The organism is Sporosarcina sp. E16_3, assembly GCF_017347125.1.
Lineage (GTDB): Bacteria > Bacillota > Bacilli > Bacillales_A > Planococcaceae > Sporosarcina.
In genome coordinates this window covers 12436-36581 of sequence record NZ_JADPRX010000009.1, presented here as the reverse complement: position 1 = coordinate 36581, position 24146 = coordinate 12436, and the positions used below count along the sequence as shown (strand labels likewise).

At 42.5% G+C, this 24146-nt stretch carries 25 protein-coding genes and 2 riboswitches; of the genes, 13 read left to right on the top strand and 12 right to left on the bottom strand.

The annotated features are described in order from the left end of the window. Window positions 1–18: 18 nt before the first annotated feature. Window positions 19–1377 carry an aspartate aminotransferase family protein gene (locus tag I2483_RS07750; protein WP_207175030.1) on the top strand — a complete coding sequence of 453 codons (1359 nt, stop codon included), beginning with the start codon at window positions 19–21 and terminating at the stop codon, window positions 1375–1377. A gap of 61 nt (window positions 1378–1438) precedes the next feature. Here the strand turns inward: I2483_RS07750 and I2483_RS07745 are convergent, their stop codons facing one another. Then, window positions 1439–2074, bottom strand: coding sequence for a glycerol-3-phosphate acyltransferase (locus I2483_RS07745; protein ID WP_207175028.1), 636 nt, complete (start codon window positions 2072–2074; stop codon window positions 1439–1441). Between the two features lie 145 nt (window positions 2075–2219). Next, window positions 2220–2335: riboswitch (SAM riboswitch) on the top strand. Between the two features lie 125 nt (window positions 2336–2460). Between I2483_RS07745 and I2483_RS07740 the strand changes: the two genes are divergently transcribed. The 3 genes from I2483_RS07740 to I2483_RS07730 are packed head-to-tail and all read left to right on the top strand — an operon-like array spanning window position 2461 to window position 5591. After that, window positions 2461–3750: an O-acetylhomoserine aminocarboxypropyltransferase/cysteine synthase family protein gene (locus I2483_RS07740; RefSeq protein ID WP_207175026.1), complete on the top strand. Its 1290-nt coding sequence runs from the start codon at window positions 2461–2463 to the stop codon at window positions 3748–3750. A 30-nt stretch (window positions 3751–3780) separates the two neighbouring features. Then, window positions 3781–4647, top strand: coding sequence for a homoserine O-acetyltransferase family protein (locus I2483_RS07735; RefSeq protein WP_207175024.1), 867 nt, complete (start codon window positions 3781–3783; stop codon window positions 4645–4647). Beyond that, the gene (locus I2483_RS07730; RefSeq protein WP_207175022.1) at window positions 4605–5591 is read left to right on the top strand and encodes a homoserine dehydrogenase; all 987 of its coding nucleotides are present in this window, start codon (window positions 4605–4607) and stop codon (window positions 5589–5591) included. The genes I2483_RS07735 and I2483_RS07730 overlap by 43 nt, the downstream gene beginning before the upstream one ends. A 38-nt stretch (window positions 5592–5629) precedes the next feature. Here I2483_RS07730 and I2483_RS07725 read toward each other — a convergent pair whose 3' ends face one another. From I2483_RS07725 to I2483_RS07710, 4 genes are all read right to left on the bottom strand, one after another. Continuing rightward, window positions 5630–7120, bottom strand: coding sequence for a BCCT family transporter (locus I2483_RS07725; protein ID WP_186668225.1), 1491 nt, complete (start codon window positions 7118–7120; stop codon window positions 5630–5632). A 196-nt stretch (window positions 7121–7316) separates the two neighbouring features. Further along, the gene (locus I2483_RS07720; protein ID WP_207175020.1) at window positions 7317–7547 is read right to left on the bottom strand and encodes an excisionase family DNA-binding protein; all 231 of its coding nucleotides are present in this window, start codon (window positions 7545–7547) and stop codon (window positions 7317–7319) included. 64 nt (window positions 7548–7611) lie between these two features. Further along, on the bottom strand, window positions 7612–8094 hold the full coding sequence (locus I2483_RS07715; RefSeq protein ID WP_207175018.1) for a QueT transporter family protein: 483 nt from the start codon (window positions 8092–8094) through the stop codon (window positions 7612–7614). 7 nt (window positions 8095–8101) lie between these two features. Further along, a riboswitch (PreQ1 riboswitch) is annotated at window positions 8102–8148 on the bottom strand. Window positions 8149–8375: 227 nt separating this feature from the next. Beyond that, on the bottom strand, window positions 8376–8708 hold the full coding sequence (locus tag I2483_RS07710) for a winged helix-turn-helix transcriptional regulator (RefSeq protein ID WP_346267708.1): 333 nt from the start codon (window positions 8706–8708) through the stop codon (window positions 8376–8378). Between the two features lie 133 nt (window positions 8709–8841). On the opposite strand from I2483_RS07710, the gene I2483_RS07705 reads away from it, so the two are divergent. The 5 genes from I2483_RS07705 to I2483_RS07685 all read left to right on the top strand — a co-directional run bounded on the left by I2483_RS07705 (window position 8842) and on the right by I2483_RS07685 (window position 14095). Beyond that, window positions 8842–9471 carry a nitroreductase family protein gene (locus I2483_RS07705; RefSeq protein ID WP_207175016.1) on the top strand — a complete coding sequence of 210 codons (630 nt, stop codon included), beginning with the start codon at window positions 8842–8844 and terminating at the stop codon, window positions 9469–9471. Window positions 9472–10039: 568 nt separating this feature from the next. Beyond that, complete coding sequence (locus tag I2483_RS07700) at window positions 10040–10915, top strand: DMT family transporter (protein WP_207175014.1); 876 nt, start codon at window positions 10040–10042, stop codon at window positions 10913–10915. Window positions 10916–11056: 141 nt separating this feature from the next. After that, entirely contained in the window at window positions 11057–11746 is a 690-nt protein-coding gene (locus I2483_RS07695; protein ID WP_186668215.1) for a response regulator transcription factor, read from the top strand. Continuing rightward, window positions 11724–11900: a hypothetical protein gene (locus tag I2483_RS07690; RefSeq protein ID WP_207175012.1), complete on the top strand. Its 177-nt coding sequence runs from the start codon at window positions 11724–11726 to the stop codon at window positions 11898–11900. Before I2483_RS07695 ends, I2483_RS07690 begins: the two co-directional genes overlap by 23 nt. Window positions 11901–11902: 2 nt before the next feature. Further along, window positions 11903–14095 (top strand): sensor histidine kinase, encoded by a 2193-nt coding sequence (locus I2483_RS07685; RefSeq protein ID WP_207175010.1) that lies wholly within the window; start codon window positions 11903–11905, stop codon window positions 14093–14095. A 784-nt stretch (window positions 14096–14879) separates the two neighbouring features. On the opposite strand, the gene I2483_RS07680 is transcribed toward I2483_RS07685, so the two are convergent. Both I2483_RS07680 and I2483_RS07675 read right to left on the bottom strand, forming a co-directional pair. Further along, complete coding sequence (locus tag I2483_RS07680; RefSeq protein ID WP_207175008.1) at window positions 14880–15524, bottom strand: CPBP family intramembrane glutamic endopeptidase; 645 nt, start codon at window positions 15522–15524, stop codon at window positions 14880–14882. 165 nt (window positions 15525–15689) lie between these two features. Further along, window positions 15690–15788: a YjcZ family sporulation protein gene (locus I2483_RS07675; RefSeq protein WP_207175006.1), complete on the bottom strand. Its 99-nt coding sequence runs from the start codon at window positions 15786–15788 to the stop codon at window positions 15690–15692. Between the two features lie 333 nt (window positions 15789–16121). Here I2483_RS07675 and I2483_RS07670 point away from each other — a divergent pair, with 333 nt between their 5' ends. Together I2483_RS07670 and I2483_RS07665 are read left to right on the top strand one after the other, a co-directional pair. Continuing rightward, window positions 16122–16445, top strand: a complete 324-nt coding sequence (locus I2483_RS07670; RefSeq protein WP_186668209.1) for a hypothetical protein — start codon at window positions 16122–16124, stop codon at window positions 16443–16445. 82 nt (window positions 16446–16527) lie between these two features. Beyond that, window positions 16528–16995: a DinB family protein gene (locus I2483_RS07665; RefSeq protein ID WP_218624897.1), complete on the top strand. Its 468-nt coding sequence runs from the start codon at window positions 16528–16530 to the stop codon at window positions 16993–16995. Between the two features lie 68 nt (window positions 16996–17063). Here I2483_RS07665 and I2483_RS07660 read toward each other — a convergent pair whose 3' ends face one another. The 5 genes from I2483_RS07660 to I2483_RS07640 form a co-directional block, all read right to left on the bottom strand. Beyond that, window positions 17064–17696 carry a response regulator gene (locus I2483_RS07660; RefSeq protein WP_207175003.1) on the bottom strand — a complete coding sequence of 211 codons (633 nt, stop codon included), beginning with the start codon at window positions 17694–17696 and terminating at the stop codon, window positions 17064–17066. Then, on the bottom strand, window positions 17671–18717 hold the full coding sequence (locus tag I2483_RS07655) for a sensor histidine kinase (RefSeq protein WP_207175001.1): 1047 nt from the start codon (window positions 18715–18717) through the stop codon (window positions 17671–17673). The genes I2483_RS07660 and I2483_RS07655 overlap by 26 nt, the downstream gene beginning before the upstream one ends. Continuing rightward, window positions 18714–19415, bottom strand: a complete 702-nt coding sequence (gene liaF, locus I2483_RS07650; RefSeq protein ID WP_207174999.1) for a cell wall-active antibiotics response protein LiaF — start codon at window positions 19413–19415, stop codon at window positions 18714–18716. The genes I2483_RS07655 and liaF overlap by 4 nt, the downstream gene beginning before the upstream one ends. Before the next feature lie 123 nt (window positions 19416–19538). Next, window positions 19539–20177, bottom strand: a complete 639-nt coding sequence (locus I2483_RS07645) for a PspA/IM30 family protein (RefSeq protein ID WP_207174997.1) — start codon at window positions 20175–20177, stop codon at window positions 19539–19541. 16 nt (window positions 20178–20193) lie between these two features. Continuing rightward, window positions 20194–20544, bottom strand: coding sequence for a lmo0954 family membrane protein (locus tag I2483_RS07640; RefSeq protein WP_207174995.1), 351 nt, complete (start codon window positions 20542–20544; stop codon window positions 20194–20196). 363 nt (window positions 20545–20907) lie between these two features. Between I2483_RS07640 and I2483_RS07635 the strand changes: the two genes are divergently transcribed. Together I2483_RS07635 and I2483_RS07630 are read left to right on the top strand one after the other, a co-directional pair. Next, a complete protein-coding gene (locus I2483_RS07635; protein WP_207174993.1) occupies window positions 20908–22056 on the top strand; it encodes an acyl-CoA dehydrogenase family protein in 1149 nt (382 codons plus the stop codon). 140 nt (window positions 22057–22196) lie between these two features. Then, window positions 22197–23819: a long-chain fatty acid--CoA ligase gene (locus tag I2483_RS07630; protein ID WP_207174991.1), complete on the top strand. Its 1623-nt coding sequence runs from the start codon at window positions 22197–22199 to the stop codon at window positions 23817–23819. Window positions 23820–24146 lie beyond the last annotated feature (327 nt).

Below are 24146 nucleotides of genomic sequence, written 5' to 3'. Positions count from 1 at the left end.
TAGAAGGGAGTAGAGGAAATGACTACAGCAAAAGAGACTACGAAATCATTAGTTGAAAAGGACCGGGAAAACGTTTGGCACCATATTTCTTCCTATAATGAAAAGAATCCACCGATGATAGTGGAGAGTGGGGAAGGGGCCTGGATTACAGACCATAACGGCAATCGTTACTTGGATGGAATGTCTGGGTTATGGTGTGTAAACGTTGGTTATGGTCGTGAGGAGCTAGCGCAAGCTGCCTATGATCAGATGAAAAAGATGGCCTATACACCGATGACTCAAAGTCACGAACCAGCGATTTTACTTGCTGAAAAGTTGAATGAAATGCTTGGCGGCGACTATAAAATCTTTTATTCAAACAGCGGGTCTGATGCGAACGAAGTAGCATTTAAACTTGCGCGTCAATACCATCAACAAAACGGGGAGCCGTCACGCTATAAATTCATTTCCCGCTACCGTGCGTATCACGGAAGCTCCATGGGGGCATTGGCTGCAACGGGTCAATCACTGCGGAAATACAAGTATGAGCCGCTAGCGCCAGGATTCTTGCACATTGCACCTCCGGACAATTACCGTAGACCTGCGGGACAGTCAATTGAAGAATACAATATACAACGCGCCCAAGAGTTTGAAGAAAAGATCATTTGGGAACAGAAGGAAACAATCGCTGGAATTATTATGGAACCGCTTATTACAGGTGGTGGAATCCTAATTCCACATCCGATTTATCTGGAGAAAGTCCAGGAAATCTGTACACGCCACGGTGTGCTGCTTATTGTTGATGAAGTCATTTGTGGATTCGGACGGACTGGGAAAGAATTTGGTCATCAGCATTTTAATTTAAAACCGGACATTATTACGATGGCAAAAGGACTAACGAGCGCTTATTTGCCATTATCAGTTACGGCTATTCGAAAAGATATTTATGAAAAGTTCGATACAGGTGAAGGTAACAGTCATTTCCGCCATGTTAATACATTTGGTGGGAATCCAGCGGCTTGTGCAGTCGCGTTGAAGAATCTAGAAATCATTGAGAGAGAAAGTCTTGTTGAACGGTCGGCTGAGCTTGGCGAGCGTCTCCTAAAAGAGTTGGCAAGCTTAAAGGATCATCCGTTTGTTGGAGATATCCGCGGGCTTGGATTCTTGTTAGGCATTGAACTTGTGGAGAATAAAGAAACGAAAGAACCTGCTACAAATGCCCGTGTTGCGAAAATCATTGGCGAATGTAAGGCGAATGGACTTATTATAGGAAGGAACGGCGATACAGTTGCTGGGTATAACAATATTCTAGCGCTCAGCCCACCGCTGTCTTGTACGGATGAAGATGTGGACTTTATTATTGCGGTTATGAAGAGAGTGTTCAGTGAAAACGAATGAGTTAGGGGAATACTTTTTATCCTGCTAAATAAAAAACTGAGAACCTCCTATTTAGGGGCTCTCAGTTTTTACTTTTATTCTTTTTAAACACCGTCGAAACCCGCTTCTCACTACGCTCTTTCATCCGTTGGAAATTCTCAATATGCTTCCAAACCGCAATTGCAAATAACAGAGTTGCTATCACGACCGGCCAGTATCCGTCCGTCCACACTGCCATCGCGATAAGCGTCAGGTAGAGCATCAGTACACCGAACACGAGAAAGTCTGTTACTAGCGCTACGACGACAAATAATACAAAACCGATGAGTCCAATCTGCCAGTCGATGGCGAGCAGTACACCAATAATTGTCGCGGTTCCTTTACCGCCGTTAAAGTTCATATAAAACGGGAAGTTATGCCCAATTACGGTTGCTGCACCTGCGAGGAATAAAAGTGAGGCTAAAATGTCTCCTAGAAGTCCCGCGTTATCTGCGAAATAACGCACAAGTAAGACAGCTGCCGCACCTTTTCCGATATCAATTACTGCAACAAGTGCGCCGAATTTCTTTCCAAGAACAATGGTCGCATTCGAAGCGCCGGCATTTTTTACACCAGTTTCTTTCAAATTAACGCCGGATATTTTCTGCGCGATAACTGACCCATGCAGACAACCGACTGCATATCCCCAAAAGAGCACGCCTACAACCCACAACCACATATCAAATTCCTCCTAAAATGGCGATAGATTAAGTGTAACATTCTACATAGACACAAGTTTCAGAAATATTGTTCAATAAACTATTGACAAAGTATTGAGATATCTACTATACTATGTCACAAGATGGAAAACTGAATATCACAAACTCTTATCAAGAGCGGCGGAGGGAATAGGCCCTGCGATGCCCGGCAACCAGCAAGTCACCAACTTGCAAAGGTGCTACTTCCTACAGATTCGTGCGAACGGTCTGAAAGATAAGGGGAGGAATAAGCGAAAGCGTAACCCTCTTCTTAAGCGAAGGGGGTTATTTTTTATTCCGAAAATACCCCTAACGCCTCCGTACATCACAATCGTATCCATCTAAAAAAACTCTGGAGGTAATGAAAATGACAAAACTTCAACCCGAAACAATTCTTCTACACGGTGGACAAAAACCTGATCCTGTAACAGGTTCACGCGCAGTTCCAATTCATAGAACCTCTTCTTTTGTATTCCGTGATACAGAGCACGCTCAAAAATTATTTGCACTACAAGAAGCAGGCAATATCTACACACGCATCACAAATCCGACTGTTGCAGTTTTTGAAGAGCGTATTGCGCTTCTTGAAGGTGGTACGGCGGCAGTTGCATTGTCTTCTGGCATGGCGGCTATTGCATTTTCCATTTTGAACGTTGCAGGGGCCGGAGATGAAATTGTTGCAGCAAGCAACTTATACGGTGGTACGTATAATCTATTCGCCACTACGCTACCGCGATATGGAATTAATGTAAAATTCGTCGACGCAACAGATTCTGAAAATTTCCGTGTAGCAATTACAGATAAAACAAAAGCCGTATTCGCAGAAACAATCGGTAACCCGGGTCTTCATGTTCTTGATATTGAAGCGGTTGCGAACATTGCGCATGAAAATGGTCTTCCGCTTCTCATAGATAGTACATTTGCATCGCCATATGGTTCGAATCCTATTGAGTTCGGTGCGGATGTTGTCATCCATTCTGCTACAAAATGGATTGGTGGGCATGGTACGACAATCGGTGGGGTTGCTGTTGATGCCGGAACATTCGATTGGACACAGGGGAGGTTCCCTGGCTTCACAGAGCCGGATGCATCATATCATGGTCTTCGTTACGGAATTGATACAGCAGCAGCGGCATTTGCGACTAAACTACGCGTTCAACTCTTGCGTGACTTCGGGCCTTGCTTAGATCCGGATAGTGCATTCAACTTCCTCCAAGGACTTGAAACGTTGCACCTGCGTGTGACAAGGCATAATGAAAATGCCGTTAAGGTAGCGGAGTTCTTGAAGAAACATCCATCTGTTGAATGGGTAACATATACAGGCAACGAAGATCATCCATCTTATGACCTTGCGAAAAAGTACTTGAAAAACGGTTTCGGTTCCATTATTGTATTTGGTATTAAAGGTGGACGCGATGCAGGCCGAAATGTAATTGATAACGTTAAGATCTGGTCGCATGTTGCGAACGTTGGGGATGCAAAATCGCTGATTATTCATCCTGCTTCAACGACGCATCAGCAACTTGGACCTGAAGACTTGGAAAAGTCGGGCGTAACAGAAGAATTGATCAGACTATCGGTTGGGCTTGAATCTGTAGAAGATATTATTGCAGACCTTGCACAAGCGATTGAACTAGCAGTACCAGTAACGGTATGATTTTCGGGTAAAAGGAAGGGCGTGACAATCGTGAAGACGGGAATTGTAGAAATCGGTAACATGACATTGGAATCCGGTGTCGTCTTAGAAAATGTACAGCTTGCTTATGAAAGAATAGGCAGTCTGGATAGACCGATCGTCTTAGTTTGTCATGCCTTGACAGGAAATCACGTGACAGTTGGAACGGATGAAAACCCGGGTTGGTGGAGCGGGCTAGTCGGCCGTGGGAAAAGTATCGATACGAACGGGTTATCAGTCATCTCTTTTAACGCACTTGGCGGAAGTGACGGATCAACAGGGCCGTTAGCTGTTAATCCAGCCACGGGTGAGTTTTATAGGAACTTATTTCCGGAAGTAACAATCCGCGATATGGTGCACGCGGAACGCAGAGCGTTGGCGGTACTTGGCGTCAATCGAATCCGGGCGGTCATCGGCGGTTCGTTTGGTGGCATGCGTGTACTTGAATGGGGCATTTTGTATCCCGAAGATATGGATATTCTATTCCCAATGGCTGTGACGCCGCAAACAACTAAAATAGGGAGCAGGCAATCTCCTTTTGGAAATAGCAGAAATGATATGGAGAGTTGCTATCCCTTAATTCGTGCCATGAATACACATGATATTGGCCGTGATCGGGGGGGCATTGAAATAGCTTCCAGCCGGATAACTGCAAAAGTAGTGGCCTTTGCGTTTACGCACGATCCAATGTGTCCGACGGAAGAAACTCGAACGTTTGTCCATATGATTCCAAATTCAATCTATTGTTTGGTCAATACAAAAAATGGCCATGAAAGCTTTTTAACGGAATTTGAAAAATGGGGACTTGTCATCAACCAGTCCATGGAGGTGGCGGTATGCCGTCAATCAAAGTCGCCCTACTTGGCTTCGGCACTGTAGGTGAAGGGATTTATAGGATTTTGAATGAAAGAAAAGAAGAGATTAAACGAGAAACCGGCTGTGTAATCGATATCGTTTCTATCTTGGTTCGTGATAAGGCGAAAGAACGTCTAGCAACACCTGGAACGAGGATAACGGACGACATTCAGGAAATTTTGTCAAATCCGGACATTGACTTCATCTTTGAGGCAATTGTTGGGGAGGAGCCCGCATATACGTATCTTTCGGAAGCGATAGAAAAAGGTTTTCATGTTATAACAGCAAATAAGACGATGTTTGCGAAACATGGTCCAGCGTTGCTAAAGCATGCGAAGTTCCGCGGAGTTCACTTTGGTTACGAAGCAACGACAGCGGGCGGTGTACCGATTATCCGTACGGTGACTAACTTGTTACTAACAGATCGAGTGCGACGAATTCGAGGCGTTTTGAATGGTACTTCCAATTTCATATTGACGAAGATGCGGAAAGAGGGAATCCCGTTTAAAGCCGCGCTTCATGAAGCACAGGTGCTTGGTTATGCGGAAGCAGATCCAACGGACGATATAAGTGGCAAAGATGCCTTTCGGAAACTGATGATTTTGAGCGCACTTGCCTTTGGTAGTCAACCAAATTGGCAGGGCGTTTCGGTTGTTGGGATTAACAAGGTTACAATTGAAGATGTAGCGGATGCATCTAAGGCTAAACTTCGTTATCGGCATGTCGCTGATATTTTGATTGATGAAAAGGGAATATTGCACGGTAGTGTGGGGCCGGTTCTTATTGGCCCAGAACATCCGCTATATGGTGTTGATGGCGTAAATAATGCAATTATTGTTGAAACTGATTATCTTGGTGCGCTCACACTTGTTGGTCCGGGCGCAGGAATGTACCCAACGGCGAGTGCAATGGTTGGAGATTTCCTTCAAATGATTGGGAAACGTGAAAAAGTTCTTGTTACTAGTTAAGAAAAAGCGATTCCATATATGGAATCGCTTTTGGGTCATTATTTTAATTTCATCAACTTTAATTCGGCTTTCAACGCTTTAAGCAATGCGACAACCATGAGCAGCAAGACAAAAGAAAATGGCAGTGCAGCGATAATAATTGTGTTTTGCAAAGCGGTAAGGCCGTTGACAGATAGCAAAATGAGCGCAATTGTGGACTGAATAACGCCCCAAATGAGCTTCACATTATTCGGTGGCGTCAATGAACCGTTTGTTGATTGCATACCGAGGACAAAAGTTGCTGAATCCGCCGATGTGATGAAGAATGAAATAATCAATAAAATCGCACAAATGGATATTATGAACGACAAAGGCATAACATTGAACATTTCAAAAATAGTTAGTTCTGTACTTGGTACTGTCAAGTCGGCAAGTCCTTTTTTCTGGATATCAATCGCTGTTGAACCAAACGCTGAAAACCAAAATGTAACCAGGAGTGTAGGCGCAGCAAGTACGCCAATCATGAACTCCCTAATTGTCCGACCTTTTGAAATACGAGCAATGAACATACTGACAAACGGTGCCCAAGCAATCCACCATGCCCAGTAGAAAATTGTCCAACCATCGAGCCATTCCCGATCAGTGGAATTCAAAGGCGCTGTGCCGAAACTCATTTGGATAAGGTTTGAAAAATAGCCGCCAAATGAATCGGTGAACATATTGAAGATGAGCAATGTCGGTCCTAGAACGACGATAAACCCAAGAAGTACTAGTGTCAGGACTAAGTTTGTATTCGACAAATACTTGATACCTTTGCTTAACCCAGACCATGCGGATATCACGAACAAGACCGTGATGACTGCAATGATGACAAACTGTGAAAAGATAGATATCTTAACATCAAATAAGTAGTTGAGGCCTGCATTAATTTGAACAGCACCGAAGCCGAGAGATGTAGCGACGCCGAATGCTGTCGCAAAAACGGCGAGTACATCAACGAGAGTACCCCACGGACCAACCATTTTTTTGCCGAATATCGGCTTCAATGTTGCTGAAATTAATCCCGGTTCACCTTTACGGAACTGGAAGAAGGCTAGAGATAGTGCGGTAACTCCATACATTGCCCATATGTGGATACCCCAGTGGAAGAAAGACTGACGTAAGGATTCTTTAAAGGCGGCATCTGTATTTGGATCTTCCGAAGCAGGGCTGATTGCAAAGTGTGATAACGGTTCAGCAGCACCATAAAAGACGAGGCCGATTCCCATCCCGGCAGAGAACAGCATGGCAACCCATGTAACTGTTGAAAACTGCGGGCGGTCCGTATCTTTTCCAAGTCGGATTTTTCCGTATGGACTGACGATAAAATAGAAACTAAGTACTAACATAAATGACATGAGTAGCATATAGTACCAACCAAAAGACGACGCAACAAAGTTTTTGGCATTAGTTGTGACAGCAGCGAAATTCTCGGGTGCTAACGCGCCATACCCGACGGTCAAAATAATCAGACCAATTGTGATGTAAAAGACATTTGAAATTTTCTTCATAATTCCCCCTCGTGTAACTGGTAATTTAGAAACAGCTTCTTACTATACTAGTAAAGTGCTTTTAAAGCAATCAATCGGTGTGTTTAGTATTGCCGTTTAAAGCGATTTTCATTCCTATGCCCTAATTACTCGTAATGAAAACCCATTTCAAATAAAATAAAATCGGCTGAAGACGTGTGTGTCCTCAGCCGGTTTTTTAATCTTCATCTTTAATGTCACGATCGGGTGGGATTGGTTCGTTCCGCCATTCATCGATTTGGTGTTTCAACATTTGGAGCTGTTCCAAATAGTGACCAAACTGATCCTTGTTAATGAGGAATTGTTCCCCATCATGGACGGAGCGGATACGGCCTTCCCGTACGTACTTTTCTACTTGTTCGACGGGCATACTAAGGTGTTCGGCGGTTTCTTGAATGGAGATATACATCGTAACCCTCCTAGAAAAGTCTCCGCCAATTCAATTGTAGACAAAGTGGCAGGGGACGTTTTGGTTAAATCAACTTTTCGAAATTAAGACGTTTATTCAAAGCTATCATAATCGGAATTCCGATTGCCATGACAACAAATTCGCCGATAGCAACTGTTAACCATGTAAGAAGGAAAGGCAGTCCTAACGCTAGGTTCAACTCGAAAGCAATGATGAACATTGTAAAGGTGAAGACAAGCGTGTTGAAGACCATTCGCTTGAACATTCCGGATATGAATTTAGCAGAAAAGATCGTGATTGAAAGAGCTAGGATTGATTGGCTTACCCCGAAAAACAGGTCATACATGCCAAGCGGGGAAAATAAGTTTGTCACAAACACGCCGAGTACAATCCCAAATATAAATTTCTTATTGAACACGACGAGATGGTTGAACATCTCAGGGATCCTAAATTGGATGGCTGCGTATGCTAATGGTGCTATTAATAGGGATACAGCTACATATAAAGCGGCGATAATCCCGCTAATGGCCATTGTTTTTATCTTCATTATTCTTTTCCTCCTAGTTTTTTTAGCGTGGGATGGTTGACGAACCACGTGTTAAAAGCCTGCAATACAGTGTATCATAGTGTTTTTGATTCGTACATGTCAATACATGTGAAAAACGAAGAGGTACGAATTTAGGGAGGATAAATATCGGTGTACGATGCCTTGTGGGAGCAATGATTCTTCTAGATATAGATGAATGTAGTCAGTCAAAGAATGGGGAAAGAGCTTTAAACCACGAGGGTATAAAAGCTCTTTTTGGAGGTGTTTATATGCGCTCTAACCTAAGGGGTTGTACGCTTTGCCATCCAGTTCCGAATGGCTGTAATAACTTCTTTCAATTCCATCCCGCTATCCGTAAGTTCGTATCCAATTATAGTAGAAGGCTCCAATTGTTTTTTTATAACAAGGCCTTCTTTGATTAATTCATTTAGCCGTTCTGTTAAAAGTCGGTCTGATATCCCTGGAATACCCTCAGTGATTTCATGAAAACGCTTGGGTCCGGACATCAATGTATAAATAATTACCCCCATCCATCTCTTGCCAATAAATTCAATCGTATCGTGAAAGTTGTTGCAGACATGTGATGAAATCCCACATTCGTTCGGTTGATTCACTAGTCAAACCTCCATTCTGCTTTATCTTTCATCTATCTTAACATGTATCGTTAGGGTTGACACATACAACTTACTAATGGTAAGTTGTATGCAATCACTTACTATTAGTAAGTTGTAAAAGGGAGGCAATACAATGACTACAACATTAGATTCAAATTTATATAGTGTAATGAACGCAAGGAAATCAGTGAGGGTGTTCGATCCGAACGCTACAATCGGTAAAGAAGAAATTGCAGAAATGCTGAAGTTGGCTACAATTGCTCCTTCATCCAGCAACCTACAATCTTGGAGCTTTATCGTTTTTCAAGACGCAGAATTGAAGAAGGAACTGAAAAAAATAGCCAATAATCAAGCTGCCGTTGAGGATTCTTCTGCTGTTATTGCGGTCTTGGGGAATATAGATGCGTATAAGAAAGTGGAACAAATTTATACACAAAACGTGGCAGAAGGACATATGGATGATTCTATTAAGGATCTCACAATTGCCAGTACGAATGCAGTTTATCCAAATATGCCAAGAGAGGTAAGAGCGAACATTGCTTCTTTCGATGCAGGGCTTGTTTCTATGCAATTTATGTTGATTGCTAAAGAAAAAGGTTATGATACTTTACCAATGGGTGGCTTTGATAAAGTGAAATTTGCTGAGAGATTCGACCTTCCCGGTGATCAATTCCCAGTTGTACTGATCGCTTTAGGAAAGGCTGCTGCCCCGGCATACGGGTCTTCCCGTCTGCCTTTAGATGAGGTTGTACGTTTTATATAAGATTGATTTTTGCCCGAGATGCTACCTGCATTTCGGGCTTTTTGTATAAATACATTTAATATCACGGGTGTTGATTAACCAGTAAATTCCTGCTTACTTTTGTGGTAAATCACTAGGGACTCTTTGTACAGGTGGTTGGATTATTAGGACTGAATGGCTACTACTTAATCCAACTTTATAGTATTCCCTTCGATTTTATAGAAGTGTCACTTTCTAAATGGCGTTACACTGTTACTTTTATTATCTTTCCCAAAATAAGTAGGAAAGGCACTATTAAAAGCGGTATAGTGCCCGAAATTTCATCTTCGGGCACTTGCAATCTCTATAGAAAGGTAGCTATTCTTTTATTGTCCAAAGCAATTGCACTTAACGCTCGGTAAAGTTGTCGTGATCATTTTGTCCAAAGTCAGCCGAAAACGAACGAGTGGAAATGGATACTTTCACGTTTTTCTTACAAATGCTTCATATAATAAAACGGATAATCAACAGACTTGATTTACCATTAAGGTGTTGGGAAATTTTGTTTTTGTGGTATCTTCTACTATAGAGAGAGTAAGGGGGAATCACTTTGTCACAACGTATTTCATATCTAGTCGTGCTGTTTGGAGCAATCCTTTGGGGAACGACGGGCACCGCCCAAACATTTATGCCGCAAACGATACATCCGTTAGCAGTTGGCGCATCGAGGCTTGCAGTAGGGGGTTTTTCATTACTAGTTATTTTGCTCATTATGCGTAAAATCAATTTTCGGAATTGGCCGTGGAAATCTACCCTGTACGCAGCTATTTCAATGGCAATTTTTCAATATTTATTTTTTTCTTCTGTAAGATTAACAGGGGTTGCTATCGGCACGGTCGTCACAATCGGGAGTGCTCCCGTTTTTTCCGGAATCATTGAATGGTTATTAGTAAAACGCCGTCCCACACAAGTGTGGATTATGGCGACAGCACTTGCAATTATAGGGTGTGCACTGCTCTTTTTAAATAAGGATGGAATCGTTGTCAATCCAGTGGGAATTGCGATGTCACTTGGAGCTGGATTGTTGTTTGCCTTTTATACCCTCGTCAATAAAGACGTGCTAGAAAAGGTAGATCCTGTGCCTGCTGTTGCGGTTATCTTTTCGATGAGTGCGATAATGCTCATGCCATTCTTGTTTTTATTAGAAACGGAAGGGCTCATGACAGGGCGTGGAATTTCTGTTGTGTTGTATCTTGGAATCGTCACAACCAGTGTGGCATATATCCTCTTTTCTGCCGGATTGAAAAGAATACCATCATCGTCAGCAGTCACGCTGTCACTTGCTGAACCACTTACTGCTGCTTTATTGAGTGTAATTGTTGTAGGTGAGCGACTGAATGGAACGTCTTGGATGGGTATTGCGATGTTGCTTGGTGGGATTCTTGTATTGACGCTGAGTGGTAGAAAAGTAAAGAGAACTAATTAATAAGCACCGGGCCTTCCTGTAAGTATAGGAAGGCCCGTTTTTTGACTATCTTAAGACTTTCTTCATAATTACAGTTGGTAATTGTTAAGATTTGGCGGGTACAATAGGTATCATAGAGTTAAGAAAAGCGAGGTGCGGAAGATGGCGAAGTTCACGGTGTTGGTAGCGGATGACGATCAGGATATCCGTGACGGGATTGAAATTTATTTAAAAAATGAAGGATACAATGTACTAAAGGCCGCGGATGGCAAAGAGGCGCTCGAGTTATTGGAGGCGAACGACGTCCATCTTCTTATTCTCGATATTATGATGCCGAACATGGATGGTATTACAGCGACATTCAAAATTCGAGAAGCGCGCAATATCCCGATTATCATGTTAAGTGCAAAAGCGGAGGACTCTGATAAAATTCACGGTTTGTCCGTTGGCGCTGATGATTATGTAACCAAACCGTTCCATCCAATGGAGTTGATGGCGCGGGTGAAGTCGCAATTACGTCGCTATATTCAATTTGGTACGTATGACGGTCAGAAAAAAATTGAAGTTGACGGTCTTGTTCTTGATGAAGAAGCAAAGGAAATAACGGTCGAGGGCGATGTTGTGAAGTTGACGCCCATTGAGTACAAAATTACAGAATTGCTGATGAAAAATGCAGGGCGCGTGTTTTCCATCAATGAAATCTATGAACGCGTCTGGAACGAGGCGGCGTACAATGCTGAAAATATTGTTGCTGTCCATATACGTAAAATTCGCGAAAAAATTGAAGCAGATCCGAAAAATCCAAGATATGTAAAGGTGGTGTGGGGCATTGGTTACAAAATCGAAAAATGATTACACTGCTTTTTGGTCAATCCTTGCAATTGTTATTGCGGCACTGAGTATTGGTTATTGTTTCACCCACATCATCGATTTAGTTGGTAATGGTGTGGAACGTTCTAGTCGGGCCATCGCCCAATTAAACAGGCTAATTAAAGGAGGCGTTTAACGATGAAGAGTAATAAATCGCCCCTACTATTATGGGTTTTACTAGTTTCGTTATTTTTAATAGCGCTTAATTCAACCGTGCAGGCTGATCTACAGAATATCGGGAAAAGTTATGTCAATTCGGAAGTTTTTAAAGCTAATATGGATACTTTTTATCAAAATATCGGTCCAACCACTTTGAATCCGATTAATATGGAAGAAGCAGAAAAAACGATTCCGGTAGCGAAGTCGGAAATTGAAGCACACCGCAACAGATTCGGAACCATGTCTGAGCAAATATCCAACATCCAAGACCAATATGTCGATCGGATTGCAGATGCAAAAGAGTCGAAAAATGAAGAGCTGAAAGCCGTATTAATTAAAGAGCGGGACACGAAACTGGATGATATTCGTCAAAATTTTGAAAGTGATGAACATGTAGAGGCAAAAATTAGGACTAAAAAAGCAGCTATGCTGAAAGGCTATTTGAATGAAAACCTTAGGTTAGAAATTGATGAGTTTCCAGTTTTTTACGAACTAGTAGATACCAAAACAGGGGAAAAGTTTTCATATGGCGATATGTTTTCCCACGCCGCCTATAAGAAGGTATTTGATGGGGGAAATGGTTATTTAAAAGCTTCGTCTATTCCTGTAGATAGGGATTTAACTTTTATGCGTGATGATGAAATCGAACTGACTAGGGATGACATGTTGTCAATCAGCAATCCGACACGAACATTCGAAGGCAAAGTCATCGTCTCGAAAGATGCATTGAAAGATGGGTTACTCAGTCACCAGATAAAGCAATATAACCAAGACAGATATTTTACGTTTGTTCTTTGGTTAGTTGGTGCAATTGCGTTGGCCGTAGTATTCACAAAGCTTCAGTTTAAAAAAGGGTGGGTTACGGAAAACGACTGGGCTATTAAATATAGCCACCTTAAAATTGATATGAAAGTAGGTTTGCTGGGTGTATCTACTATTGCAATGTATGCAGTATTAAATATCGTTTCAAACAGATTTCGTTATTTCTATTTTATAAACGTGAGTGCGTGGGTAATGAACATAATTCAGTTCGGCTTTTTACTGTTGTTCTTATTGGCAGTTGTATTCCAGCTCGTTAATTTCATTGAACGGCTAAGAATTAAAGGAATGCTTGAAAAGGACATTGCGGACAGTTATACAGTGAGCTTCTTCAAGGCTTTTCATGATATGTTCTTGAAAAAGTCAATCGGTGTTCAAACGTTCATTTTACTTATCGGCTTTTTCCTTGCCGGGATAGGGTTCGTAGTCGTATTTCTTATGCCAGTATCTTTAATACTCTACATCCCAGCCGTCCTGTTTCTGGGCTTGCCTGCACTTTACATGTTAGTGAAGCGGTCAGCGTATTTAAACCGGATCATTGTTGCTACGGAGGCGATGGCAGCAGGACGTCTTCATGAAGAGATAAAGGTAGAAGGAAAATCACCACTTGCCGAACACGCAAATAATTTGAATAACTTGCGCGAAGGTGTTCATGTCTCAATGACTGAACAAGCGAAAAGTGAACGCTTAAAAACAGAATTGATTACAAATGTCAGCCATGATCTTCGCACGCCATTGACATCAATTATTACGTATACGGATCTCCTGAAAAAGGAAGACATTACAGCTGAAGAACGTACAAAGTATGTAGATATTTTAGACAAAAAATCACAGCGTTTGAAGACCTTAATCGAGGATTTATTCGAAGTATCGAAAATGGCGAGCGGTAACTTGGAACTAAACAAACAGCGCGTTGATATGACGCAATTACTACAGCAAGCCCTTGCGGAGCACGAGGAAGAAATCTCGAAATCAGGGCTGGACTTTAGGGTGAATTTCCCTGAATCGGCACTCGTTGCCTATGTGGATGGAAAAAGATGGTGGCGTGTTTTGGATAACTTGATTGTCAATGCCATTAAGTACACATTGCCGGGTACCCGCGTCTATATTACGCTTCGAAAAGTAGGTGATACAGCCGAATTCATCGTGAAAAATGTGACGAAGTATGAGCTCGGTGAAAATACCGACGAATTATTTGAACGCTTTAAACGGGCGGATACATCACGCCATACAGATGGTTCAGGACTTGGCCTTGCAATTGCGCAATCCATCGTTGATTTGCATAATGGGAATATGAAAATCGAAGTAGATGGGGATTTATTCAAAGTAACGGTCGTCGTGGCGGTGGTTTAACAAATAGATATACAATAATACATGTCTGTTTATTAACCAAACATAACCAGCAAGTAACTTGATCACACATTGGTTCTACATGTATAGTTGCATTTTGATTGCTTTGGGATTGAACGACTACTATAGAATTACCCAGATGTCTGGATGTGTAGGGATGCGACTTTGTCGCATCCCTACACAGTTTTCCCGGTATTCCTATGGTGGTCCTTCATCCGTCGCGCTCCAAATGAATAAGTACAAAAGTGCTGAAACTTTTTGGGACGAAAGAATAGTGGGGTAACTACCCGGATAAAAGCCGCCAAAGATGCAATTTTGGCGGCTGATGCTTTCTCTATGGTTTTTTCTCTTTTATTAAAGAAGTGTCACTTTCTATAAGGTATCACACGATTATATGCATACTCTTTGCTAGAAGTAAGCAAGGAACGCATTGTACAACGTGCAAGAGTGCCCGAAATTGCATCTTCGGGCACTTACACTCTCTATAGAAAGTCATCTACTCTTTTCTTTCCAAACAACTGCACTTTTCACTTGAATAGTGTAGGAACGCGACAGGCAACTATTTACAACAGGATGACTGAAAAAAGTGTGTCTAGAAGTGATTGAGTCGCTTCTAGACACACTAGGACCCCCTCAGTAAATCTGTCATGAATAGTTAGCCGTAAGCGTGCCGGAAATAGTCCAGTGAAAATAATAAGCTGTACGCAACGCCCTTATACGGAGGGGGATGCGTACAGCTTTATTTTTTTAGAATATGGATACTAAGCTTGTTTTTCTGCAGTCTTATTCAATAGAAGTACATGATATAAACACCGATGAGTAGTACGCCAATATCCGCACACATATGAATCGTCCAAGAGGGCAAAATTGTTCCGCTTTTTTCATTGGCAAGTTGAAAGATAACTCCGCCGACCCAGAGTCCTGTCACAGCGAGTATAAGAAGAGCAGGGTTGAACCACGGAAGAAAAATCGTGATATGATAAATGGCAAACAGGAATGATGGTAAAATAAACCGAATCCGGGACTTGCCAACAAGGTTTGGCAACAGACCGCGGAAGTAAAATTCCTCTAACATCGAATTGCCGAACAGTATATAAAGTGCGATGAACGGGAATGTAGTTGTCGTTATACCTGCGCTAGCAAGATCAGCTAGAAGTGCAGCAATGTCTATGAAGGGCTGTAAGAAGATGAATGCGACAATGATAATCCCCATGATTGCAACCCCAGAACCAGTCGCGGACATCATGCTTTTTCGATCAGTTTGGCGCAAGCGTAAGAATGGGAATCCCGCCTTGCGCAATAAAATGAGTGGGAGGATTAGGAAAAGAATCATTTTCGCCATTGTTTTCCATATGTACGCAACTTCTACTGATTGTTCAATCCACAGTAGAAAAGCGATGCTCAATAACGATAAAACAATTCCTCGTTTCATAGTAGAACCTCCAATAACTGATTCAGTATTGGACGACTAATTAATGAATTAGGTTTCATTGAATTGAATAAAATGGGAATATAAAAAGGGAGCGCTTTTCAAGCGCCCCCTAAGAAAAGATATTATGCTAGCAAGTGCCTGGTACTTGATGCCCAACATACTTAATTAACCAATAAAGCAAGCACCAATAATAATTAACAGGATGAAAAGCACAATAATTAACGCAAACGAGCTTCCGCCCTCAAATCCCCCATATTGACCCATCGTCAACACTCCTTTCATGAATGGTCTAATTTAGCTTATGCAAACAGATTACTAGGCGATAAGTACAAACGCCTTTACGTCTGTTGAAAAAATGTTTGCTTTCGGTCATTTAGAGGAATAGTTTAGCGAGACGTGGGAATAGAAGTGGCCATTCTGCCGTGGAAAATGGGATTCTACTTGCTTGTTTAATGAAATATGTTGTATTATTAATTTAAAATGTGGGAATCGAATCACTATTCGGGAAAGTGGTGGGCATCCATTAGGTGCACCAATACCGAAGTGGAAATGCCGTTCTCCGAATTGCTATTCGAAGAAGGAGGATCAATAGATACTATGACAAAATCAGATGGTAAGTACCCAAACAAAGAAGATCTTGAACCGAAAGTGAAAGGGGCAGCTAATTCCGATGAGCTTCCACTTGCGGATCCATCCGACTCGAATACATCGGATGTCTTTAGAAAAAACACCTTGGTCAAGACTGGTGAGAACGAACAGTCAGCATATGGAACATACAAAACGGACACGGGTTATAATAAGCCGAAGTCGGGCGAACAATATCCATCTGGAGAAAAACAAAAAGAAGACAGCAAGTTTGATCAAGAAACACACGATAAATGGAATGAAGAGAAACCGAATGAGGATCCATTTAAACCATAACTTAGTGCGGTCGTTCCTTGTGGAGCGATCGTTTTGATTTGCCGATAAGATGCGATAGAGTGACAGAGAAGTAAAGAAAGGGATGATTATCATCGAAACAATGAATCAGTTAAAGTTTACACGTATTTATACACTTGGACGTCTTGTAAAGGCAAAAGAAGAAGCTTGGGACGCACAACCAACGGGATTCAATAACACGATTCGTTGGAATGCGGGCCATATTTTTGTAACGATGGAAACACTCGTTCAAAAAGCAATGGAAGGTTATGAACCTATCCATCCTGAATGGATCCCTCTCTTTGTGTCGGGATCGGGACCTAACGATTGGCAAGGAAGTGCCCCATCAACAGACGAGCTCCTCGCGGCTTTAGAGGCACAACCAGAGCGTGTGGTTAAAGCGCTCGAAGGCAATCAGCACAATACATTACAAGAACCGATGTCAATTGGGCCCTTGCATACGATGGCAACAGTTGAGGCGGTCGTTCAATTTGCAGTGTGGCATGAAGGTGTTCATGCAGGCATGATTAATGCATTGAACCGCTTGGCATAAGAATAATTCATTAAAAAAATAAGCAGTCATCATACATCAGGTATAGTCTGACGTGTGATGACTGCTTTTCAATTCACTAAATCATGCTTAAACGCATAAATAACTGCTTGTGTCCGGTCTTGCACTTCTAGTTTAGCTAATAGATTGCTAACATGCGTCTTCACTGTTTTCAGGGCAATAAACAAATCATCAGCGATTTCCTGATTCGATTTACCTTTGGCGAGGTGCAATAAAACTTCGAGTTCACGTTCCGTCAACTCATCATGGAGTTGTCGTTCATTGTTCGCTCGCATTTTGCGCATCATTTTTGTTGTGACTTCAGGTTCTAACACCGTTTGCCCTTTCAATGTTTCACGGATGGCCTCCGCAATTCGCTTCGCATTCGATGTTTTCAATATGTAGCTGATTGCGCCTGCTTCAAGTGCCGGATATACTTTGTCATCATCTAGAAAACTTGTAACGATAACGATTTTTGCTTCCGGCCACTCCTTTATGATTGCGGCAGTTGCTTCGGCACCGTTCATTTCAGGCATGACCATATCCATCAAAATAATATCGGGGCGTAACTCGAGTGCTTTTTCAACGGCTTCGCGCCCGTTTACCGCTTCGCCAATGACTTCCATATCGGGCTGAATCTGAAGGTAAGCCGATACACCGATTCGCACCATTTCGTGGTCATCCACTAATAGGATCTTGATCATTCAATTCATCCCCTTTTCGAGCAGGTAATTTTACTTCTACAATTGTTCCTTGTGAGGGAACGGAAACGATTTTACATGTTCCGCCGATTTCAATTGCACGTTCTTTGACGTTTTGAAGCCCATATGAGCCGCCTTTTCCGTCACTATCCTTGAATCCGACACCATTATCTTGCACACGGAAAATCGCGAGTCCATCTCTTTCAACAAATAGCACATCGACCTCCGTGGCTTGTGCATGGCGCAGTGTATTGGATAACGTCTCCTGCGCGATGCGGAATAAATGATCCTCTGCACCTTTTGATAATGTCACTTCTTCCAAACGGAATCGGATATCGAATAGAACTTTTTCTCTTAATTCAATTAACAGTTCTTCAAGCCCTTCAGCGAGCGATTTATTGTTCAAGGCCGCCGGTCGTAAATGAAGGAGCAACGCGCGCATTTCCAGCTGTGCTTGTTGGACGATTCGCTCGACTTGGAGTACCGATTTTTGTGCTATAACGGCTTCGTTGTTTTCTGTAATTGCGGATAATAGCATCGATGCGGCGAACAGTTGCTGGGATACTGAATCATGCAACTCGCGTGCAAGCCGCTGTCGTTCCTGTATAATTCTTTCTTGGATCAGTTTGTCTTGCTCCTCCGCACGCTCATCTATTATACGTTGCAGACTTTTTCGTTGTGTATGAATGACTGTTGACACCGTCCCGATTGCCCGGTCCATGCGGGGAGAGAACTTCCCGATTGAATCGGTTTCTAGCTCGGTGTCGATCAACGCCGTTATCCTCTGCTCAATCGCTTTTTCTCTTGAACTTCCTAAAAACCCCGTCCATATGGCGATACCCCAGGCAAGCAGGAGAATAGTGTTCAAAATCCACCAACCAAGAGGAACTTCCGCAAACTTCAATTCGTAAAATGCAAACCAACTTTCCTCTAAAGGCAACCCAATAATAAAATAGAAGTAAACCGCGGCAATCACGGTAAATAGAAACGATAAAACAAGTCCACGTCCGATAACTGCCTTCATTTTCGTGTCACCTCGACATCTCCGCCCCAAGTGGAAAGTGTAATGATAAGTTCAGGAGACTCAGCTGATTTCCCTTCATAACTATCTTTCATATGGAGCGACTCGTTAATAAGTCGTTTTCGGTAGATATTGAACAGCTTAGCATCACCAATTAATGTCGTGTAATGAATGCGTACGGGGATTTCGTAAGGTAAGTCAATCTTGATTTTCCCAATACCTTGCCTAACGGAAATTAAAGAAGTCCCTTTTGGTAGCACCGTATCCGTGACATCGATGTGGATATCACCAAAGAGCCCTTGGATATGGATATCCTCCCATTCATAAGACGAAAAGGGGGATGACTGGACGGAAAATAATTTGTTTTTCCAAATTCCGTTGGGTGTTTCTCGCTGGAGATCTTTGAGAGGACGCATGATTTCCTCAGACGGCACGCCTTTCCATAATCTCACGAGGACATAGACGATGACGGTGAAAATGAGCACTCGTAGACTCCACAATGTGAAAAGCGCCATTGCGATAAAAAACAAGCCTGGTAAAAATAGCAGCTTCGAGCGTTTCCGCAAACCATAATAAATAAGTCCGGCGCCAAGAAGGACGAACACGATATTGCCATTATGAAAGAAAGCCGCCTCAACAAAAATGAGCAGCAGGAATGTAAGTCCCCAAAATGTGAATTTGTTCGTATCGATTCGTTTCATCTTGTTATTCCCCCTTCTTGAGGTCAGATTATCTGTCAGTAAAGAAAGTAAGGAAGCAGGTAAGCAACTTAAGTAAGCCGCGTTCTGTGACGACGTTTGCATACCTGCATCCTACAGTCTATTTTACACAATTTCTACTTCTTTTGCGGATTCTTTCTCTAATGACTCGAGGCGACGGTCCATAGATGACGTTTCGTACTCACGTTCAATCTTCCCACCAAGGTTTTCGATATACTTTTTCATATCGCCAACTGACGCCATTTTGCTGTCTGCATTTTCAGGAGAGATGACTTGGTCCATACGATGATGGGCCCGCGTTACATTCTCTTTGCCCATTAATTGTAGCTGACGTACTTTCATGTCTTTGACTTTATGTTTCATTTCTTCGAATTTACGTTCAAGTGAAATCAGTTCATAAGCCGTTTCCATAACACTTTCCGATAGTTCTGCTGCACGCGTATCGTACGCAGCGATTTCCTCCTCAGCAAATGCAACTAAGTCTTCTTCACCTGCAGTTTGTGCAAGTTCGAGCTGACTGCGGCGTTTGTCTGCCATCTTTTCTGCTTCTGCCAATTCTTTCTGCATTTCTGTTTTTAGTTTGCTTTGCCGTTCAAGTAATTTGCCGATTGAATCGGTCTGTTTTTCTGCCTCGCGGATGTATTGATTCAACATGGCGATTGGGTTTTTGCTTTCTTTTTTATCGAGCACCGTGTGAAGATCTGCTTGTACCGAGTATTTGAATCTATTCCAAAGTGAGTTCATAGTTAGTTCCTCCTAATTATTTTGTGATTTCATTCCACTGACGTTCGAAGTTTACAAATGGATCATCGGTGGCGTTATTGATGATGTTACTATTTTCTGTACCATGCCATTTACGGCAAGCATACAGAACACCCACTAAAGCAATAATTCCGATGAATGCTGGTACATTTGCAATTGCCGTTAACAAGCCAACGACAAGTACGCCTCCCCAGAATAGTTTTGAGATTGTGGAAGTGCTCTTTCTGAAATAATGGAACCCCGCGTATGCGACTAATGCAGAAAATGCAAGTGCGAGAAGTGATCCAAGGTTTACAAGGGCAACGATTGCCGCTGTAATACCGAGTGCTGCAAGACCTAGTTTTTTCATTTGTTGTTCCTCCTTTCGTTTGTAGCTTAATCTTATAACGATTTCCGGCTCGTCCAAACGGGCGCTAAGCGGATTTTCATCTAAGACTTGAGGCTGATTCAGTCTAAGTCATACTAGATTTTGTAAGTATTTTCATGTATTCTATTATTATAAGAAAAATTAATTAATTACGATAACTAGGTGTGGGAATGAAAGAGATTGTTATTGGTGATTGAGTGTGAACTGCGGTAGGCAGGAGAAAAGGGAGCTTTTCGGTCTACAGACCTAATGAACTTGTGGATATGGACATCAACACAGCAAGTGCTGATAAAGTTAATAATCTATTACTTTCAAAAGCGCATGTTACACAAGGGGGATTGACCATTGGCGAGATACAAATTTGAAACGGATGAGCACGTCATGTTTCGAGATTCGCTCCGAAAGTTTCTTCAAAAAGAAGCTGTCCCACACTACGATACATGGGAAAAAGACGGGCTTATTCCAATCGCGTTTTGGAAAAAACTCGGGAAGATGGGATTCCTCTGTCCGCAAGTGGATGATAAATACGGTGGGCTTGGTCTGGATTTCAGCTTCAGCGTTATAATCGGGGAAGAACTTGAGCGTGTAGGCACAGGCCTTACGGGTGTGGGATTGCACAATGACATCGTTGTTCCATATATTGAATCGTTTGGCACCATGGAGCAGAAAACACGTTGGTTACCGGGATGTGTAAGCGCTGACAATATTACTGCTATTGCAATGACAGAGCCAGGGACAGGGTCGGACCTGGCTAATATCTGGACGACTGCAATTAAAGATGGTGACCACTACGTCGTGAATGGTCAAAAGACGTTTATCACAAACGGTATTAATGGAAACCTGATGCTCGTTGCTGTAAAAACCGATCCATATGCCGAACCCAAACATCGCGGCGTCAGTCTACTTATTATAGAAGAAGGAACGCCAGGATTCACGAAAGGCCGCAAACTCGATAAAGTAGGGCTACATTCGCAAGACACGGCGGAGTTGTTTTTTGAAGATTGCCGCGTACCTGTGGCGAACTTGATCGGCGAAGAAGGAAAAGGATTCAGCTACATGATGGAAAAACTACAGCAGGAACGGCTTGTTGTTGCGATTGCTGCACAGACGGCATCTGAAGACATGCTGGAATTGACATTGGCGTATGTGAAATCGCGGAAAGCATTTGATAAGCCGATTGGTTCGTTCCAAAACACGCAGTTTAAACTTGCTGAAATTGCAACTAAAGTGGAAATTGGCAAAGCTTTTCTGGAATCACTTATTGAAGATCATCTAGTGGGAAAGGACGTCGTCACGAAAGTATCGATGGCGAAATATTGGCTGACGGATACGGCGCGCGAAATTTCGGCAGAGTGTATGCAGCTTCACGGTGGATATGGTTATATGGAGGAATATAAAATTGCGAGGCGTTACCGGGACATTCCTGTGGCATCGATTTACGCAGGGACAAATGAAATCATGAAGGTTATCATCGCGAAGAATATGGGTTTGTAGGATTTATGGATGCTTGAAGGAATAATTTAGCTTCGTATGGCATATTATCTTTCGGGGCCATATGTGACGTATGTCTATGATTTAAGATCGCACTTATTACGTAAAAAAACTTATTCTACATGAAAAGGGGATCGATTAATATGATGCAAACACCACTTTTATTATCTTCCTTTATTAAGCGAGCAGAGCAATACTTCCCTAACAAATTAATTATTTCACGCACAGGAGAAGACTCGATTCACCGGATTCCATATCGCGAGTTCGCAAAAAGAACGCGCAAACTGGCAGATGCCCTAACAAAACTTGGGATGAAGCACGGAACGAAAGTTGGAACGTTTGCTTGGAATCACCATCGACATTTAGAAGCCTATTTTGGTGTGCCTGGAACAGGTGCTATCCTTCATATGGTAAATATACGATTATCGCCGGAACATATTGCATACGTCATCAACCATGCGGGGGATGAAATCCTGCTTGTCGATGATAATCTGTTTCCACATCTCGAAAAACTTGCGCCCTATCTGAAAACAGTGAAACATTATATCATCATGGGAGATAGCACTGAAATACCGCAGACAACTCTCGAAAATGTCTATTCGTATGAGGCGCTTCTTGCAGCAGCGTCTGAAGACTTTGTATTCCCAGAAGATCTCGATGAAAATACGCCAGCGGGCATGTGCTACACCTCCGCTACGACGGGCAATCCAAAAGGAGTCATGTATACCCATCGCGGACTTGTACTGCATAGTTATGCGCTAGGACTAGCTGATGCCATGGGCTTATCTGAGAGAGATGTTATCCTGCCAGTCGTGCCAATGTTCCACGTAAATGCATGGGGAATGCCATTCGCTGCAGTCTTTTTTGGCACAACACAAGTCCTTCCAGGGCCGGGCTTAAATCCGAAGCTACTACTGGACTTGATTGAGCAGGAGAAGGTGACTATAACAGCGGGGGTTCCAACAATTTGGCTCGCGGTGCTGAAGGAACAAGAGCAGAACCCAAGAGATTTGTCATCCCTTCGAGCCGTTGTAAGCGGTGGTTCAGCTTCGCCAAAAGGATTGATCCGTGCATTTGAAGAAAAACTTGGCGTACCATTCATCGTTGGCTACGGCATGACCGAAACATCGCCGCTGGTCAGTCTATCCGTTTATTCATCAGGGATGATCGATTTGACAATGGATGAAAAAATCGACGTCCGTGCACTTCAAGGGTTGCCGATGCCAGGTCTTGAAGTTCGCATTGTCAATGAAAATGGAGATGCACCTTGGGACGGTAAAACAATGGGCGAATTAGCCATTCGAGGCCCTTGGATTGCAAGTGAATATTACAATGATGAGCGGACAGCAGAAGCCTTCCGCGATGGTTGGCTATTTACGGGGGATATTGCAGTCATGACAGAGTTCGGCTATCTAAAATTGATGGATCGAACAAAAGATTTGATCAAAAGTGGAGGCGAATGGATTTCGTCTGTTGACTTGGAAAATGCGCTAATGACGCATGAAGATGTTTTTGAAGCGGCAGTGATAGCGATACCGCATGAGAAATGGATTGAACGTCCACTTGCGTGTGTTGTCTTGAAAGAGGGGAAGGTTGCTGACGAAGAGATGAAACAGCGGCTACTAACCTATTTGGCAGGCCAGTTCGCTAAATTATGGGTACCGGACGATGTTGTCTTCTTGGATGAAATCCCGAAAACATCCGTCGGTAAATTCCTAAAAGCCTCATTACGTAATCAATTGACCGAACATTATCAGCAAGTGTAAGAAACGCAAAAGGGACCGTAACTGGTCCCTTTTTCATGCAATCAATTAAAAAGTTTAACGGCATGATATCCTATACTTGAATAATCAACTGGATAGTTAGTACTTTAGTGAATTGTATCGCAGTAATTTGGTATAAATACAATATACTATAGTATGCACTATATATAGCTTGGCGGGTAGTGTATAACTTGATTACTTATTGTGGGTAGATTGTAAACTGGGGAGAAAATTGTGGATATCTTTGTATGTAATTTGATTAATAACCTAAATAGACGTTTTTCGATAGAAAATTCTGAAACTATAAACATTTTTTGAAGTTATCAACTG